Annotated in this window: 19 protein-coding genes; 9 read left to right on the forward strand and 10 right to left on the reverse strand. The window is 38.9% G+C overall.

Going from position 1 to position 17238, the window contains the following annotated elements; translation table 11 throughout:
* Positions 1–311: 311 nt before the first annotated feature.
* From AC1M9K_RS12115 to AC1M9K_RS12125, 3 genes are read right to left on the reverse strand one after another with little or no spacing between them, the layout of a single operon-like run.
* A complete protein-coding gene (locus AC1M9K_RS12115; protein ID WP_481589414.1) occupies positions 312–1379 on the reverse strand; it encodes a DUF6670 family protein in 1068 nt (355 codons plus the stop codon).
* An 18-nt stretch (positions 1380–1397) separates the two neighbouring features.
* Positions 1398–2222: a CDP-diacylglycerol--serine O-phosphatidyltransferase gene (gene pssA / locus AC1M9K_RS12120; protein ID WP_035269898.1), complete on the reverse strand. Its 825-nt coding sequence runs from the start codon at positions 2220–2222 to the stop codon at positions 1398–1400.
* Positions 2223–2261: 39 nt separating this feature from the next.
* Positions 2262–3119, reverse strand: coding sequence for a 23S rRNA (adenine(2030)-N(6))-methyltransferase RlmJ (locus AC1M9K_RS12125; protein ID WP_092768034.1), 858 nt, complete (start codon positions 3117–3119; stop codon positions 2262–2264).
* A gap of 117 nt (positions 3120–3236) precedes the next feature.
* Between AC1M9K_RS12125 and AC1M9K_RS12130 the strand changes: the two genes are divergently transcribed.
* Positions 3237–3839, forward strand: coding sequence for a 2OG-Fe(II) oxygenase (locus tag AC1M9K_RS12130; protein WP_092768036.1), 603 nt, complete (start codon positions 3237–3239; stop codon positions 3837–3839).
* Between the two features lie 58 nt (positions 3840–3897).
* Entirely contained in the window at positions 3898–4425 is a 528-nt protein-coding gene (locus AC1M9K_RS12135; protein ID WP_092768038.1) for a hypothetical protein, read from the forward strand.
* A 27-nt stretch (positions 4426–4452) separates the two neighbouring features.
* On the opposite strand, the gene AC1M9K_RS12140 is transcribed toward AC1M9K_RS12135, so the two are convergent.
* The 5 genes from AC1M9K_RS12140 to AC1M9K_RS12160 all read right to left on the reverse strand — a co-directional run bounded on the left by AC1M9K_RS12140 (position 4453) and on the right by AC1M9K_RS12160 (position 8974).
* Positions 4453–4704 (reverse strand): DUF2789 family protein, encoded by a 252-nt coding sequence (locus AC1M9K_RS12140; protein WP_035269894.1) that lies wholly within the window; start codon positions 4702–4704, stop codon positions 4453–4455.
* A gap of 119 nt (positions 4705–4823) precedes the next feature.
* Positions 4824–5063 carry a DUF2789 family protein gene (locus AC1M9K_RS12145; RefSeq protein ID WP_035269893.1) on the reverse strand — a complete coding sequence of 80 codons (240 nt, stop codon included), beginning with the start codon at positions 5061–5063 and terminating at the stop codon, positions 4824–4826.
* Between the two features lie 148 nt (positions 5064–5211).
* Positions 5212–6198: a malate dehydrogenase gene (locus AC1M9K_RS12150; RefSeq protein ID WP_035269892.1), complete on the reverse strand. Its 987-nt coding sequence runs from the start codon at positions 6196–6198 to the stop codon at positions 5212–5214.
* A 173-nt stretch (positions 6199–6371) separates the two neighbouring features.
* Entirely contained in the window at positions 6372–7034 is a 663-nt protein-coding gene (locus AC1M9K_RS12155) for a ribonuclease T2 family protein (RefSeq protein ID WP_143047415.1), read from the reverse strand.
* Between the two features lie 26 nt (positions 7035–7060).
* The gene (locus tag AC1M9K_RS12160; RefSeq protein ID WP_481589459.1) at positions 7061–8974 is read right to left on the reverse strand and encodes a lytic transglycosylase domain-containing protein; all 1914 of its coding nucleotides are present in this window, start codon (positions 8972–8974) and stop codon (positions 7061–7063) included.
* Positions 8975–9334: 360 nt separating this feature from the next.
* Between AC1M9K_RS12160 and miaB the strand changes: the two genes are divergently transcribed.
* From miaB to AC1M9K_RS12195, 7 genes are all read left to right on the forward strand, one after another.
* Entirely contained in the window at positions 9335–10792 is a 1458-nt protein-coding gene (miaB, locus tag AC1M9K_RS12165) for a tRNA (N6-isopentenyl adenosine(37)-C2)-methylthiotransferase MiaB (protein WP_179999317.1), read from the forward strand.
* 38 nt (positions 10793–10830) lie between these two features.
* Positions 10831–11916, forward strand: a complete 1086-nt coding sequence (locus AC1M9K_RS12170) for a PhoH family protein (RefSeq protein WP_092768044.1) — start codon at positions 10831–10833, stop codon at positions 11914–11916.
* Positions 11917–11946: 30 nt separating this feature from the next.
* Positions 11947–12435: an rRNA maturation RNase YbeY gene (gene ybeY / locus AC1M9K_RS12175; protein ID WP_481589415.1), complete on the forward strand. Its 489-nt coding sequence runs from the start codon at positions 11947–11949 to the stop codon at positions 12433–12435.
* Between the two features lie 74 nt (positions 12436–12509).
* Positions 12510–12803: an antibiotic biosynthesis monooxygenase family protein gene (locus tag AC1M9K_RS12180; protein ID WP_481589416.1), complete on the forward strand. Its 294-nt coding sequence runs from the start codon at positions 12510–12512 to the stop codon at positions 12801–12803.
* A 258-nt stretch (positions 12804–13061) separates the two neighbouring features.
* Positions 13062–13742: a hypothetical protein gene (locus AC1M9K_RS12185; RefSeq protein ID WP_179999309.1), complete on the forward strand. Its 681-nt coding sequence runs from the start codon at positions 13062–13064 to the stop codon at positions 13740–13742.
* Positions 13743–13883: 141 nt separating this feature from the next.
* Positions 13884–14597 carry a DUF3108 domain-containing protein gene (locus AC1M9K_RS12190; protein WP_481589417.1) on the forward strand — a complete coding sequence of 238 codons (714 nt, stop codon included), beginning with the start codon at positions 13884–13886 and terminating at the stop codon, positions 14595–14597.
* An 82-nt stretch (positions 14598–14679) separates the two neighbouring features.
* On the forward strand, positions 14680–15255 hold the full coding sequence (locus AC1M9K_RS12195; RefSeq protein WP_481589418.1) for a xanthine phosphoribosyltransferase: 576 nt from the start codon (positions 14680–14682) through the stop codon (positions 15253–15255).
* Between the two features lie 36 nt (positions 15256–15291).
* Here AC1M9K_RS12195 and AC1M9K_RS12200 read toward each other — a convergent pair whose 3' ends face one another.
* Positions 15292–16146, reverse strand: coding sequence for a MetQ/NlpA family ABC transporter substrate-binding protein (locus tag AC1M9K_RS12200; RefSeq protein WP_481589419.1), 855 nt, complete (start codon positions 16144–16146; stop codon positions 15292–15294).
* Positions 16143–17192 carry an isopenicillin N synthase family dioxygenase gene (locus tag AC1M9K_RS12205; protein ID WP_481589420.1) on the reverse strand — a complete coding sequence of 350 codons (1050 nt, stop codon included), beginning with the start codon at positions 17190–17192 and terminating at the stop codon, positions 16143–16145. Before AC1M9K_RS12205 ends, AC1M9K_RS12200 begins: the two co-directional genes overlap by 4 nt.
* Positions 17193–17238 lie beyond the last annotated feature (46 nt).

Below are 17238 nucleotides of genomic sequence, written 5' to 3' on the forward strand. Positions count from 1 at the left end.
TGTTCTTCATAATCTCTTAATGATCTTCTTAATGCTTCGTCAACATCAAGCTAGGTCGGCTATATTACCTTTTCTTTTCAGAAAGTCAACTAGCAATGTTAATTTATTTTCCAACTCATTCTCAAAACTTAGATCCAACCTATTCAGCTAAATCCTTGTTTTTCAACAAGTTTTAATCAACATCACCGCCGATGGATGTGCATTCTACAGTATTTCATATCCAATGCAACCATGTTTTTTTAAATATTTAAATAAAATATGATTAACTGGATATTTATTATTCAATTTACGTGATTTTTATGCTTTTTTAGCTATTTTTTAAGCGTGCATGGCACAATACTTGCAAAATTATCCATTAATTTTTCATCTTTATTAATTTCTTGCCACTTTAAACTACGGCAATCTATATATTCACAATACCCAGATTGCCCCTCTTCTTGAATTCCGTCAATCTGCACCTCATAACTAAAACTACCGACATAACCTGCGGCAACACCGAATTTAAAATCTCCACGACTTTCACCTTTCACGATTATTTTTCTTTTTTTATTTTCAAATGACCATTCAAATACGCGCGCTAAATACATCTCATGCCCATTAGGGGTTTTTACTTTTGGGTATACACGATGAACTTTGAAATAAACATCATCAAACATTTCAGATGTCTGAGTTTTTAAATCTCTTAAATACATTCTTGATTGTACAATTTGATTTAAACCATTACGTATATGAGCAAGAAGTAACTGCCTTTGATCAATCAAATTAATAATCTGATAGGTAAAAAAATGAAGTGGTAGATAAGGAATATTGATCGCTCTAGCAAATTCAAATGATCCTAACTGGTCAATTTGATATGTTTGTTCTTTATAGGTTACTGTTCCTTTGCATTGACACACTAATGACCAGTGATCAAATAAACCTAATTTTAGTTTGGTAAAGTGCGAAATAATTGGTTGAGTTTGAATATTCAGATCAACGGAAAGTTCATTGTCCTTTCTTATTAATTTGAAGTTTGGGATTGAGCCTTCTAGTTGCTCTCTTTGTCCGAATACAAATTTATTCTCTTTAATCTCGCAATCATTAATGATTGAATAACCATGAAAATGTCCAACCATATGTGGACTAATGCTCGTAATGAGTGAAACAGTATCCAAGGCTCTTGTTTTAATTGCATAATCATTACGCAGCATTGGAACATTCGGCTGGCCGATAATGGTTAAAAAATTAAAATAATGAAGTGGAGATGGTAATCCTGGAATCATCAATCCTTGATGGATAATTTTATAGATTCCTCGTGGACCGTGATAATCCAACCGAAGAGGAAAAGGAGCCTGATTCAGCTGTTTTGAATCGTCCGCTAAACTCATCAACAACTGCATATCAAACTCCTTTTTTATTTATATTGTTTTTTCTCGAGCCAAAAATGTAGTGACGAAACCTGAAAGTGCATAAATAATCGAAAGCACTAAAATACCGACAGGAATATTGTATGTAATCGCAGCAAAGATAAATACAACAATAGGCAAGACTGCAAACGGCACACGTTTACGATCTACGGTTTTAAACGAATAGTATTTAATATTCGAAATCATCAGCAAGCCAACTGCAATAATAATGACTGCATTTATCGTCTGAATCATTGGATCAGATAGGACAAAAATTTCAGGGAAATCACGCCCCACCCAAACCAAAGAAATGATCATTACTGCGGCTAGAGGACTAGCTACACCAATAAAATAGCGTTTATCAACCACACCTATTTGCACATTGAAACGTGCCAATCGGAATGCAGCACAAGCAGTATAGACAAAACATGCAGCCAAACCGATTCGACCTAGATCATGGAGGCTCCAGCTATACATCAAAATTGCAGGCGCAACACCAAATGCCAACATATCTGATAATGAATCAAACTGCTCACCAAAAGGGCTTTGCGCTCCAATTGCTCGTGCGACCCGACCATCTAAACCATCAAATAAAGCAGCGATAAAAATGGCATAAATAGCTTGTGTGAATTCGCCATTCATACTTGCAATAATTGAGTAAAACCCTGACAACAATGCCGCAGTAGTAATCAGATTTGGCCACAGATAAATCCCACGACGCTTAACCTTTTGCCCTTCTTGCGTATGTTCCTCTTCTTCAACTTCGAAAGTAATACCATCAAAGCCCGGAACATTTCTTGGAGAAGATTCAGTTTCAGGTTTATTTATATTTGTCATTGTCATTCGTCCTAACTGTAGCCTTATCTCTCAATATTCTTATTCGCCGACCAACCAACGAACGGCAGCATGACCACCATTTTCACTCATTCTTAAGTGCGGGAAAAGCCATTGCAATGCTTCATCTGCATCTTCAGAAAACTTCCAAGGTGGATTAATCACCAATAAACCACAACCGTTTAATCCTACAGGTGTATCGTCTGGCCATACACATACTTCACAAACCAATTGGCGGCGAATACCAGTCTTAATCATTTTTTTCTCAAAACGATCAATCATTGCGCGATCTTTAATTGGGTACCAAATTGCAAATACGCCTGTAGGCCATTTTTTATATGCCGTAGCAATGAGTTCAACCAACTGCGGAAAATCCTTTCGCTCCACCTCATATGGTGGATCAATCATGACCAATCCACGTTTTTCTTTAGGAGGAATCACACCGAGCAAACCTTCATAAGCATCACGCTCATGCAAACCTGCACGACGATCACGCACATTCATATAAAGTTGCTGAAATACATCTCGTTGCATCTCAAAAATTGTTGCTTTATCTGTTTCGCGCATTCCTTCCAAAGCGAACCATGGCGAACCCGGATAAGCGCCTTTTCCGGCACCTGCACGCATATCTTCTACAACTTTAAGATATTGCTTAACACCTTCAGGGGCATTACGCTTAATTGAGTCATCGAGTTTAACTAAACGGTGAATACCATTTAAAAACTCTCCCGACTTCTGTGCTGCAGACGTTGATAAATCGTATTTACCTGCACCACCATGTGTATCAATGTAACGATACGGCTTATCTTTTTGATTAAGACGTGACAAAATCTGAAGCAACAATACATGCTTCATGACATCGGCAAAGTTTCCAGCATGGAAATGGTGACGGTAATTCATGTTTCAATTATTCCTAAGATCAACAATCATTTTAACATGAAAAAGTGTTTCATTCAGAATCGATTATTACTCTAAAATAGCTGACCTTTTTTTTATACAGTAAATAGCGAGATAAATATGGAAGCAGTTGTCATCCCAGGGGATTGGAATGTTGATCAAATCCTTGATGATTTAGATCAACATGGCTTCAGTATCATCGATCATGCATACCCACCAAGCTATTTAAAAAACGTTGTAAATGAATGCCAAATCCATCTCGATGATTTTCGAAATGCAGCAATTCAAAATGGCATTGTCAGCACAATCCGCAGCGATCACATTTTGTGGTTAGATCCAAAACTATCAATTTCCCATCAACACATAAAAACCTTAGATTTACTCTCTCAGGAATTAAATCGTGCATTTTATTTAGGCATTCAAGAAGTCGAAGCCCACTTCGCTTGTTATAATCCTGGTGATTTCTATGCTTTACATCGAGACAACCCTCAAGGCAAAAATGGTCGTGTGATGTCGACAGTTTTTTATTTGCATGAGGAATGGCATCAGCATTGGGGTGGTCAACTAAAGCTCCAAGATAAGAATAATCAGTGGCATATTATTGAACCTAAACCTAATCGCATCGCTCTATTTCAAAGCGATTTATTACATGAAGTTCTTGTTGCACACCACCAACGTCTTTCGATTACAGCTTGGTTAAGGACCGCACGAACTTTAATTTAGCGCTTTATTTTTTCGAAGTTGCCTCCATATAGGTTTTAAACCTGATGAGGACTCATCCATGCAATCTAATACCAAGCTAATTATTCAACGCATTGGTGAAACAGACCAACTTTACTTACAAAAAAATACGCCTGAGCTTGCCTTTGAACGTGCTGAATTGCGTTTAGAGCTGGTCAGTATGAGTAAGCTTCGTCAGGAACAAATTCATTTTCTTCAAGAAGCGATTGTTCTTCTTGAACAAGGTCGAGTAGATTTTGAAGAAATGCCAATGCGTTTGTATATTAATCTGACCCTGATGTTAGCTAGAGCCTACATGATGTATTTTGAGATTACTCAAGATGAAAAATTTGCGATTATCACTCAGCAAATTTTAAAATCATTAACGTCAACCAACCATAGTGATGTTTATTTTAATCTGGCTTATGCTTGCGCTTCTCGTAAAGAATCAGCACTTACACGCCATTGGCTGAATAAATATTTTAAAACCATTGATCATGATTTAGATGTAGTAAGAACCCACCCTTCTTTCAAACAATTTCATGATCAAGAATGGTTTATCCAGTTAACCAAACCTAAAGTGCATTAAAAAAAAGCCCCATGAATGGGGCTTTTTTTAGGCCATTTTTAATTTATATGCATCCATATGTAATTGTTGATTAAGTTCATCTATCCATATTGCCCAATCATCATCTTGTACTAAATGACTAATTAAGAAGTCGCGCTGACCTTTATTCCAGAATGGCGCATCATGTAAATTTTGTTGAGCGGAAAGCTGATGTGTCCGGATATAGAGTTCAATTGCCGCTGGGCTATTTGCCAACCCCAATTGAGAAAACAATAACGCTAAGGAAGGTTTATGTTCCATCAAGAGACTCTCCTTATCAGATTTTAATAAAATTATTATTTAAATAACTTATAATAAATCCAAGAAAAAACCCAGCTTTTGGTCTGGGTTTATTGTTTCAATTTGTGATTATATTTTCATCACTTTGTGTCGTTTGTGAGTTGCTCACTCAGTTGATCAATGACAATGGCCCATTCATTATCTTTTTTCCAATGACTAATAATAAAATCGCGTTGCGATGGGTTCCAAAAATCAGCTTCATGCATCGGCGTATTGGGATCAAGCCGATGTGTTTGTATAAAGTGATCAATCCCTTCAGGTGAGCTATCTAGGCCCAATTGCTCAAAAAGTAATTCTTGATTTACTTCCATATCTAACATGGATTGCTCCTTGAATTTTCATGATTTTGTTCAAGATAACATGTCAATACTAAGTTCAATGTAGAAGGATTTCTTAAGCATTGTTAAGTTTTGTGCATAAAAAAAGCACTCCCAATGGAGTGCTTTTTTAATTTAGTTGAAAACTAAATTATTTAACCATATCAGCAATCGCTGCACGTTCTTCTTCTAACTCATTAAGCGTGAAGTTGATACGCTCACGGCTGAATTCGTCAATTTCAAGACCTTGAACGATTTTGTACTCGCCATTTTCACAAGTTACAGGGAAACCGAACATTACGCCTTCAGGGATACCGTAAGAACCATCAGAAGGAATACCCATAGTTACCCATTCGCCGTTTGTGCCAAGAGCCCAATCGCGCATATGGTCGATTGCAGCGTTTGCAGCAGAAGCAGCAGAAGAAAGACCACGCGCTTCGATGATCGCAGCACCACGCTTACCAACAGTTGGAAGGAATACGTCTTTATTCCATGCAGCATCGTTGATTTTGTCTTTTAAGCTTTCGCCGTTTACATTAGCAAAACGATAGTCAGCATACATTGTTGGAGAGTGGTTACCCCAAACTGTCATGTTTTTGATGTCAGAAACTGCAACACCAGCTTTTTGAGCAAGTTGAGTTAACGCACGGTTGTGGTCAAGACGTAACATTGCTGTGAAGTTTTTCGCTGGAAGATCTGGAGCAGATTTCATTGCGATATAAGCATTCGTGTTAGCAGGGTTACCTACAACAAGAACTTTAACGTCACGGCTAGCAACTTCGTTAAGCGCTTGACCTTGACCGATGAAGATTTCACCGTTGACTTTAAGAAGGTCAGCACGTTCCATACCAGGACCACGTGGACGTGAACCAACAAGAAGCGCGTAGTCAGCATCTTTGAATGCAACTTTAGGATCATCAGTACCGATCATGCCAGCCAACAATGGGAAAGCGCAGTCGTCAAGTTCCATCATCACGCCTTTAAGCGCTTGTTGAGCTTTCTCAACAGGAATTTCTAATAATTGAAGAATAACTGGTTGGTCTTTACCCAACATTTCACCGCTAGCGATACGGAATAAAAGGCTGTAACCAATTTGACCAGCAGCGCCAGTAACGGCAACGCGAACAGGTTGCTTCATGTAATTATCTCCAGTTGAGAGGATAGTCAATGCGATTAAATAGCTGTTCTATCTAATCTTAATAATCATAAACGGCGAAGATTGTACTCCAATACTTTGACAGATGCATTGAAAAGAGAATGAATTTCAACAAAAGTCTGATAGGAAATATAAATTAACTTCGCGGAAATAAATTAGTAGGCGCCCTCTATGTCAAATGTATTTGGGCAGGTCGAGACAATATCAGACGCACATGACTTGAATTGACCATTCGTGCGATAACAGATTTCAACCCCCGTTAACACCGGGCGACCATTTAAGCTTTGGCATTGAAATTCAATACCTTGGCTGGGTAATTTTGGGTTGAGTTTGATGAATTGCGATCGTAATGTCGAGATAGAGACTGTTTTACGATCCACTCCTGTTAAGTAATCAGGAACTTTTAATTGGTCTGCATGATTAATAATGGTACGAAAATACTGACTGGCATTCATTGGAACGCAACCACCATAGTTGGCCCACAGCCTAATTCTAGCCTGCTCATCAGGCATCACCCTAGCAACAACCCTCTTCTGTAGCGGTGCCAAGGTGGCAGATGAACTCGTTTGGCAATCATGACGACTGGTTTCTGGGATAAGACCCTTTATCGTAAGTGAATATCCTTCTAGGCATTTACGGTGTTTCGCTTTTGTTCGATCTAATGCACAAATGGCAGGTGTCATCTGTACTTGAAGCACATATCCTTGTAAACCTTTCCCTGATGCCATCACATCTGCTGAACACAACAAAGCCCCTACGCTCAAACTACTGAGGAGGTAAGTGTGTTGACGACTAAACAGCAGTTTTGTGTGATTCATCAAAGCTCACAAAAGTAGTTGAAATGCTATTGCGTATTTCTTACTGGAATAGGCGGCATACGACTTTCGATCGCTTGCGGCCCCTGTCCAAGCAATACACCATAATGAGCAGCATTGGTCATAACTTTCTTCACATAGTCACGTGTTTCATGAAGTGGTATTGACTCTGTGTATTGATCCGCCGCAATGCTTTTGAACTCTGGTTGCCAACGGCGTGCTCTAGTCAGTCCTGCATTATAACCAGCCGTAGCCAGAACTGGACTGTTACTCAGCATACCTTGAATCATTGACAGGTAATATGTCCCATAACGAATATTGGTATTCGGATCGGATAATGCAGCAGGATTATACGTTTCACCCATTTTTCGTGCCACATCTTTTGCTGTTGCAGGCATAATTTGCATCAATCCACCAGCACCTACATGTGAACGGGCCGTGGTTACAAAGCGACTTTCTTGACGCATTAAACCATAAGCCCACGAAGGATCAATCCCTGCATTTTTACTATGCGTCACCACTAGATTTTGATGTGGTGTCGCATAACGATATGCATAGTTATGACGTTTAAGTGTTCTTTCCGCCGCATAAATAGCACGGTCATACCACCCCATTTCTGTGGCACGTTTTGCCGCAGCCAGTAATAGACCATCATCTTGCTTAAGATAAGCTTGGCGGACAGCCCAATTCCATTCACGATTTGTGTAAGTTGCTGAAGCATTGATATTGCGTAATGCAAAAGCACGTCTAAAGTGAATATCTTGATCTAAACGTTGAATATCCTGTGCGCTTGGTTGAGCACGATCATGTGCTTCATTATAACGAATACCTAAATGGTCTTTTGCCAACAGATTATGATAATCATCGCCAGCGGCAGCTAATCGTTGATAAATACTTTTTGCAGCTTGCTTGGAAGTTTGGTCTTTACGATTTTCATATGCTCTCGCCATCCAATATTGCCAGCGATCTTCTTGTTTTTGCGTAACGCTCATACTATCTATGGCTCGCAACACACTTTCCCACTCACCAAAACGAATCGCTTGACGCGCGTAAATTTCAGCCTCTTCTGGTGTAAAAGGCACGCCATAACTATAATCAAAGTTCTTCAGCACTTCAGGATTAAAATTATTTTTCATCACTGTCGTGCCTCCAATATACGCCACCGTGCGGTACATATACTTTTGAACATCTGCAGGAACACCTTGCACGACACGAGGAAGATTTTGAAGCGCCGTGTTCAAGTCCGCATCCGCAGCACGACCTAAAGCAAATACCAAATAAGCATAATCTGCTGTCGTTCCTTTGGTCGCAGACCATAAATAATTCAACGGATCTGCCTGAATTTGATTTAATTGTGCTAATGACAAGCTTAAACCCAGAGTTTGTGCTGTTGCGATTGCTGGACCAGACTGTCCCGCTCTGAGTTGCGCATATAGGCGCTGTTGACGATCCGTAGTCGTGAGTAAAGGACTACTTAACATTAAGCGACCTAAACCATTACACGATTCCGGCTGTGATTCTGTTTTAAGCCATACATCTTTATACTCAGCGTATACCAGTGTATCGCCATTTTTTGCTCGCACTTGCGCAACTGCACAGCTTTCAGCTTGGTCAGGATTGGTGACATAAGGTAAAACAGGTTGAGCTGTCTTAAAATCCGCTTGTTTTACCTTTTCTTCGACATAATCTGCAGCTAATTTTTCAGCCATTGCAGATTGAGGATAGCGCTGTGCAAAGCTGATAATATTCGTTGCGGGTTGGAAGCCTAAATTATTATTCAACATCCAATATTCTGGATAATATCCAAGCGCATCATTTTGCATTGCAGAACGATAATATTCGAGCTGAGCTGTATTACCCGAGTTCGCAAATTTAATCGCCTCATTAAATTGCTCTTCAGCCGCATGAGCAACGGGCAAACAACCTAGTGTTATCAGCCCCATTAAATATTGTTTTAACTGTTTTTGCTTCACTGCTTTTTTTAACACGCTTCTCTTCTCAACTTTAACTCGTCGCTACATTTGGACATGCTTTTTTGCATGATCAACTCTTTTGCAGCGCTTGGCAATTTTAAAATGTATTTTAAATACTCTAATGATCAAGTACTGTTCTGTTATGTAAAGCGCTGATTAACCACTATTATTTTAAAGTATTTTTACTGTAAATCCATAAACTTGATCTGATTTATATATTTGTTCAACCCGTAGTACAAATACTGTAAAATAGCTCGCTTTTATCGAGTGTGGGATTCCCCCATACTTCACCGGAACATATTTATCCCTTTTTATAGGATAGGAGCCTTCATGACGGTTCAAACCTTCATTCCGAATAGTGCCCCAGCTGCCTCAGAAAACACTGTTACCCAGCCACAGCACACCCCAGCCATCGATGGTGCAGTCAAAAAACTGTATATCGAAACGCAAGGGTGTCAGATGAATGAGTATGACAGTCATCGTATGGCCGACTTGCTAGGTGATTCACACGGTTATGTATTAACGACAGACCCTGCTGATGCAGATATTCTTTTAATGAATACCTGTTCAATTCGTGAAAAAGCGCAAGAAAAAGTATTTTCAGAATTAGGTCGCTGGCGCAAGCTGAAAGAAAAAAATCCTGATTTGGTGATTGGTGTAGGTGGATGTGTTGCATCTCAAGAAGGTGACAATATCCAAAAACGTGCACCTTATGTCGACATGGTATTTGGTCCACAAACACTTCACCGTTTGCCACAAATGCTTGATCAGCATACGGATCAAATTGAAAAGCCGAAAAAAGAGAAAATCAAACTGGTAGACATCTCATTTCCAGATATCGAAAAGTTCGACTTCTTACCTGAACCTCGCGTTGAAGGTTATAAGGCGTTCGTATCGATTATGGAAGGCTGTTCAAAATACTGTTCATTCTGCGTGGTGCCATACACTCGTGGTGAGGAAGTCTCTCGTCCCCTAGATGATGTACTTGCTGAAATTGCTGGTCTTGCTGAAAAAGGTGTACGTGAGGTTTCTTTACTCGGTCAAAACGTAAATGGTTACCGCGGAGAAACTTTCGAAGGTGAAATCTGTACATTTGCTGATCTTCTTCGTCTAGTGGCGGAAATTCCAGGCATTGGTCGTATTCGTTATACAACATCTCATCCATTAGAATTCAATGATGACCTTATCCAATGCTATCGTGACCTACCACAGATGGTTTCTCACCTTCATTTACCAGTTCAAAGCGGTTCAAATGATGTATTGAAGGCAATGAAGCGTAACCACACGATTGACGTTTATATCGATAAGATTGCTAAATTACGCCAAGTACGTCCTGATATGCATTTGTCTTCAGACTTTATTATTGGCTTCCCTGGTGAAACTGATGCTAACTTTGAAGAGACATATCAATTTATTCAAGACTTAGATTTTGATCATTCTTATAGTTTCATCTACTCGAAACGTCCTGGTACACCAGCATCAGAGTTGGAAGATTTAACACCTGAAGATGTTAAAAAAGAGCGCTTGGCTAAAGTTCAACAATGGATCAAGCAATCAAGTATCCAAAAAACTGATGCTATGCTTGGTACTGTTCAACGTGTGCTCATTGAGAGCGTTTCAAAGCACGATCCAAACTTATTGGTAGGAACCGCAGACAATACACGTTTAGTAACATTTATTGGTGATGCTTCTTGGCTCGGACGCTTTGCAGAGATTGAGATTACAGAGATTAAAACCTTAAATTTAGTTTACGGTGAACTCTTGAATCTTGAACCTGACGTGGCGTAATGTAGAGGTATAGATTAACAGACTCTAAAGGAAATCTCTTGACTGCAGCGATTCGACGTACAGTGGCTTTTCCCGGTGTTTCAATGGACCGTTTACAAACCATGCTTGGCGCGTACAACGGTCATATGAAACAAATTGAACAACGTTTAGATGTAAAAATCAGTCAGCGTGGCGATAGTTTTTTTATTGACGGTGGAATTGATGAAGTCGAGAGAGTTGAAAGCTTACTTCAGCGCTTATACGCCGAAGCTGAAGTTTCTCAACAAATCAGCTCTGATTTGATTCATTTAATGATTCAAGGCAGCCAGACTGATCATGAATTACAATTGGATCCTAATCAAGAACACACAGGACTTGACGAAGTCTGGCTCCAAACCCGTAAGGGCCGCATTAATCCGCGGGGGGCCAACCAAAAACGCTATGTACAACGCATTCTTCAAAGTGATATTTCTTTCGGGATTGGTCCAGCGGGTACAGGTAAGACCTATTTGGCTGTAGCTGCTGCCGTTGATATGCTTGAACGCAATGAAATTCAACGCATTCTTTTAGTTCGCCCTGCTGTGGAAGCTGGTGAAAAACTTGGCTTCTTGCCAGGTGACTTATCACAAAAAATTGATCCTTATTTACGCCCACTCTATGATGCCCTGTATGAAATGCTTGGCTTTGAAAAAGTGGCAAAATTAATTGAGCGTCAAATTATTGAAGTAGCGCCACTTGCATATATGCGTGGTCGTACACTCAATCACTCCTTTGTCATTTTAGATGAAGCTCAAAATACAACGCCAGAACAGATGAAAATGTTCTTAACTCGTCTTGGTTTTGGTTCGCGTGCAGTCATTACCGGTGACATTACCCAAGTAGATTTACCACGTGGACAGCAGTCTGGTTTGGCACATTCATTACGTGTGCTTGAAAAGATTAAAGAAATCCATATCACACGTTTTCACTCACGTGATGTTGTAAGACATCAGCTTGTACAAAAAATTGTAGAAGCATACGAAGGTTGGGACAGTGAACAACATCGTTTAACTGCTGAAGCACGTGCGGAACGTAAAGCGCGTCAAGAAGCACTCATATCAGAAAATGATTCTGCTGCTGATGCTCAGCATCAAGATGCAGAGTAATTTAAATCTAATCACGCTCAAGGCAAGATTTTGAAACTCAGTCTCTCATTACAACAATCGTTTGAAGCATCAAGCTTGGTGCTCAAACGTGCGTATGTTAAAAAAATTATTGAAACCACCCTTCGTCATATTGATACACAAAGCGATTGTGAAATTGGTATAGCTTGCGTAGATGTCGAAGAAAGTCACAAACTTAACCTTGAATATCGTGGTAAAGATAAGCCAACCAATGTTTTATCTTTTCCAAGCGACTTACCAGATGAAATGGCTGAAATTCTAGACAGTTTCCCGATCGGAGATCTGGTGATTTGTATTCCCGTTGTGCTTCGTGAAGCAGAAGAACAATCTAAAGCACCATTAACACATTTCACTCATATGTTGGTTCACGGTACTTTACATCTGATGGGCTATGATCATGAAATTTCTGAACAAGATGCTGAGGAAATGGAAGCAATTGAGATTGAGATTTTACAAAAACTGGGTTTTGAAAATCCTTACTTGCTTTTGGATGACGAATAACACTCCTCAATGACGTCAGTCTTTGCTTCCCGTTATTCGGGAAGCACATTAAAATAATAAATGAGTATTCACAAATGAACTTCGTTGTCATCTTCAAAGCGAAAATAAAAAATATTGATGATGAATATGTAAAATTAGCAAACCAAATGCGGCATAAAGCGATGCATGATTACCATTGTACAAAGTTTGAAAGCTATCAAGAGAAGGATAATGAAGTCAGTCTTTCTTATTGGAGTCGGTTAGAGGATATTCAAGCTTGGCGTCAGGACACTGAGCATCTTTACGCCCAACAAAAAGGTCGCCTATCATGGTATGACACGTATTCGATTGAGGTCTGTCAGATTCAGCGCGCTTATCAATCTGAATAAATCGAGTTGATCTTTATATTGATGACATATTTTAGACAAATGAGTTAAATATTGAGCAAGTTCTTCAGATAAAATAAGATAAAGTCATGCGAAACCAATAGATTAAACTTAAATAACGCCTGACCATCAAAACCATAATAAACGTCTTTGTAAACATTACATCGCAATTGGATAAGCTGTTATCCTTCGGTAGTAATCACCTACAAGATATACACTAGCTGACATCTCACAAGATTTAGAGGTAATGGAACTTCACTTATGCCAACGATTATTTCAAATATCGCGAACAAATTCCGTAAAGTCTATCAAAAGGCTGAAGGATTTATTGAAGAAGAACGTGAATTTCCTGTCTCTCAAGTTTTTTTAAATGCGACTTTCAAGCGCTTTGTGACCGACAATGTCAGTATCCTTGAAGATTTACATGCAGATTTACATGATGATTGGCTTCGACTCTATGCTACTTTGAATGTGAAAGGGCTTTATACCATTCTCTCTGTAGATTTAAAGCTGATTCAAATGGAATTGAATAAAGATGTACAACTGATTGTATTTGAACAAATTAGTGAAACCGAAGTCATTGAAGCAAAATTTCAAACCTTTTGGATGAAAATCGCATTCCGCTCTGCCCTATTTTTCTATCAAAAAATTCTTCGTAAAGATCCACTTGGCATGATTTTAGAGCGGTTTAATGTCATTAAAGTCAAAGACGATCTCTTACATCTCGATTTAAATCAGTGGCTCGGAAAAAATCGCTCGATCATCGAAACATTGGGCAAAGTACACGTCAACCATGCAGAACTTCGTGAAACAGAATTGGTCGTGATCGGTAATGTAAATTTGATGGCTTTATTTAGCAAAATGAATACTGATCGATTCAAATCTAAGTCTGATGAAGTGGAAAGTGATCACATTACACCAATTAAACAAAAGGACGACTAGAGCGCAGAGTTCTAATGTCGTCATAAAACTTAAGCTACAGAAAAATACATTTTCACTGTGATTATTGATTATTTCTCCTTATTTATCAGAGATAATAAAACTTCAAGTGATCCTTCGATACGAAGGTAAAGGAAAATATTTATGGCATTTAAATCGTTTAAAACTTTGAGTGTGATTGCAAGTGTAGGTACAGCCGTGCTTTTCACAGGCTATTCAAGTCAAGCGCTTGCCATGACACCCTTCCAAGCCTCTTATCAGTTTGCATACAATGGTAAAAACTTGGGGTCAGCAACACGAACCTTGAAAAAATCAGGTAACACGTGGAATTACGTTTTTGCAGCTAAAGCAGGTGGTATTGCTTCAGCAACTGAAACCAGTAACTTCACATTCAATAATAATCAAATTCAATCATCCAATTTTAGTCGCACCAGTAAAATTTTGGTTCATAACAATACAATGAGCATTAAATTTAATCCGAGTGCCAAAACCATTAACACCACCAAAGATAAAGAGCAACGCTCATTTGCATGGAAATCTGGTGTACTGGATGAGTTAAATGCAGAATTGCAAATTCGTGAAGACCTCAAAAATAACGGTTTAAAATCGCAATATTGGATTGCAGATGCTAAAGAAGTTGAATCACGTCGATTCGTCAAACAAGGCACTGAAAAAGTGGAAACCAAGTACGGCACGTTTGATACCATCAAGGTGGTGATGAAACATGATAAACCAGGTCGTGAAACGATTTTTTGGCTGTCTCCGAAATTGGACTATCTACCAGTGAAAGTCACACACCAAGATAAGAAATCCTCATACGGTCTCTTACTGACAGGGTATAACGGTCCTAAAAATTAAGGCATATTTTACTTGCTTTTTTACAGATGCTTTTTAAAATACGTGTTTGCTTAAAAAGGCTCCTGCCCTAGAGGATTCTCCCGTGTACGCACTAGAACAGAAAATCTTAAACGAAGGTATCGTTCTATCTGATCAGGTTTTAAAAGTTGACTCTTTTTTAAACCACCAAATCGACCCAGTGATGATGCAACTAATTGGTCAAGAGTTTGCTCGTCTATTTAAAGATGCAGGCATCACCAAAATCATCACAATTGAAGCTTCAGGTATCGCACCTGCTGTGATGGCTGGCTTGGAACTTGGTGTACCGGTAATTTTTGCACGTAAGTATCAATCTTTAACTTTAAAAGATGATTTATATCGTTCAAAAGTATTCTCTTTTACAAAGCAAGTAGAAAGCACAATTGCTATTTCTAAGAAGCACATTGCAGCAACAGATAAGGTTCTTGTGATCGATGACTTTCTTGCGAATGGACAAGCAGCTTTAGGTTTAGCTGATTTGATTCACCAAGCTGAAGCTGAGGTTGTCGGGATTGGTATCGTGATTGAAAAGTCGTTCCAACCTGGCCGTGATCTTTTACTTGAAAAAGGTTACCGAGTTGAATCACTTGCTCGTGTTGAATCACTTGCAAATGGGACAGTGACTTTTGTTCAAGAATAATGTTGAACATTAAAAAAAGCGCCTAACGGCGCTTTTTTACTTTAATGTGGCAGGATCTAGTTGAATGCCCAATTTTGTACCACCAAAATGCTTTTGAATATAATCCTCAACGTAAGACTGATGGTAAAGATTTGAAAGTTTTTGAAATTTTGGATCATTCAATCGGTCTTTACGCACTGCAAGTATATTGACATTTTCTAAAGCTTTATCAGTGACCTCTTCTTTAAATATCGCATTTGTTATTACGTTTAGTCCACTTTCCAGAGCAATAGTATTTCCAATTGCGGCTAAATCCACCTCAGACAATACACGTGGTAGTTGTGCACCTTTGACCAATTTAAATTGAAGTGATTTCGGATTTGACTGGATACTTTCAAGAGTTCCAGAAATCGTATTAAAATCAGGCTTAAGTGTAATTAGCTGAGCACGCTCTAATAACCTTAATGCACGTGCTGTATTCGCCACATCATTTGGAATTGCAATTAAGGCCCGATCAGGCAAAGCAATTAGTGACTTGTAGTTCTGAGAATATAACCCCATAGGCTCTAAATAAGTCGTCGCCAAGACTGCGAGCTTCTGATGATTCAAGTCATTAAATTCTTTGAAATATGCCCAAGATTGAAATGCATTTACATCAATTTCACCATCGAGCAAAGCTTGATTCAAAGCCACACCGTCATTAATTTCTTTCACTTCAATGTCAACTTTTGCTGTTTTGGCCTGATCAGAATCCGCGATATGTCTCCAAATATCAACATCCGATCCATGTGATCCGATCACGATTGTTTGTTGTGTTTGCTTTGTTTTTTGAGGTTCAGGTTGAGCACTACATGCACTGATAATGAGAATTGCAAAAATAATAAATAAAAATTGGGCGTATTTTGACTTCATGATTTACTCGATATTGTTGTTGATTGTTGGAGTTGTTTAAATTGTGCTGGATAATATTTTTCAGTAACGTCTAAATGAGATCTAAGTCGACCTTTGATACAGTTTTCTCCCACATTTCTCAGTAAAGGATTCAGTGGATCTGTCTCAGGTCCTTGCGCAAGCGCTTTTAAATCATCTGCAAGATTTAAAAGCGGAATTTCACCAGCAAATAAATTGGGAGAAAGAAAATAAGCAACCGAATACCGATCTGCATTCATTGGAGATATGACTCGATGTTGATTCGCAATCAAATAACCATTCGTAGCAAGCTCTAAAACCTCACCGATATTGACGACAAATGCGTGTTCAACAAATGGTACTCCAATCCATTTGCCTTGACTTAAGACCTGAAGTCCTCCGATCTGGTCTTGTAAAAGTAAAGTTAAAATATTGGAGTCTTTATGAGGCCCTACACCCTGATGATTCATTTGATCAATTGGGGGATAATGAATCAGCTTGAGTAGTTCATGTGGACTGCCTGTAATCAATTGATCAAGTGCTGTGTCCTGCTGCCCCAATGAAAGCAACAAGGCTTTTAATAATTTAATTGCAACTTGTCTGAGATCTCGTTGCCATGCGGTGACTACGCGTTGAAACTCAGGCCAATTCGAAGGCCACTGATTTGGTCCCTGCAAACGTCTCCATGTCGGTCCAGTTTCAGGTTCTAATGCTGCTAGTTCAAAACCAATATCTATTTGTTCTCTAAAATCAGGTTGCAGACGTGTAACTTCGGTATTTACTCGACTATACCCTCGAAAATGCGGGGAATGAATCATAGCGATTTCATCTTTTTGTTCTTGTGGCAGCGAAAAAAACTGCCGAGTAATACGCCGAATCTCTGAAATTTTTTCAGCTGAAATGCCATGACCTATCAAATAAAAAAAACCAATATCCTTGGCGATATGTGCAAGTCGTTGCAGAAAATCTGCTTGCGTTGATGATTGATCAAAATGACTTAAATTCAGAATAGGAAGTGCGGTTAAGTTTTGTTGTAATGGTTGATTCATGATGCACTCATCTTTCTAATACTTCATTGTATTAATGACTGAAAGA

Source organism: Acinetobacter sp. 24-47-67, assembly GCF_056779735.1.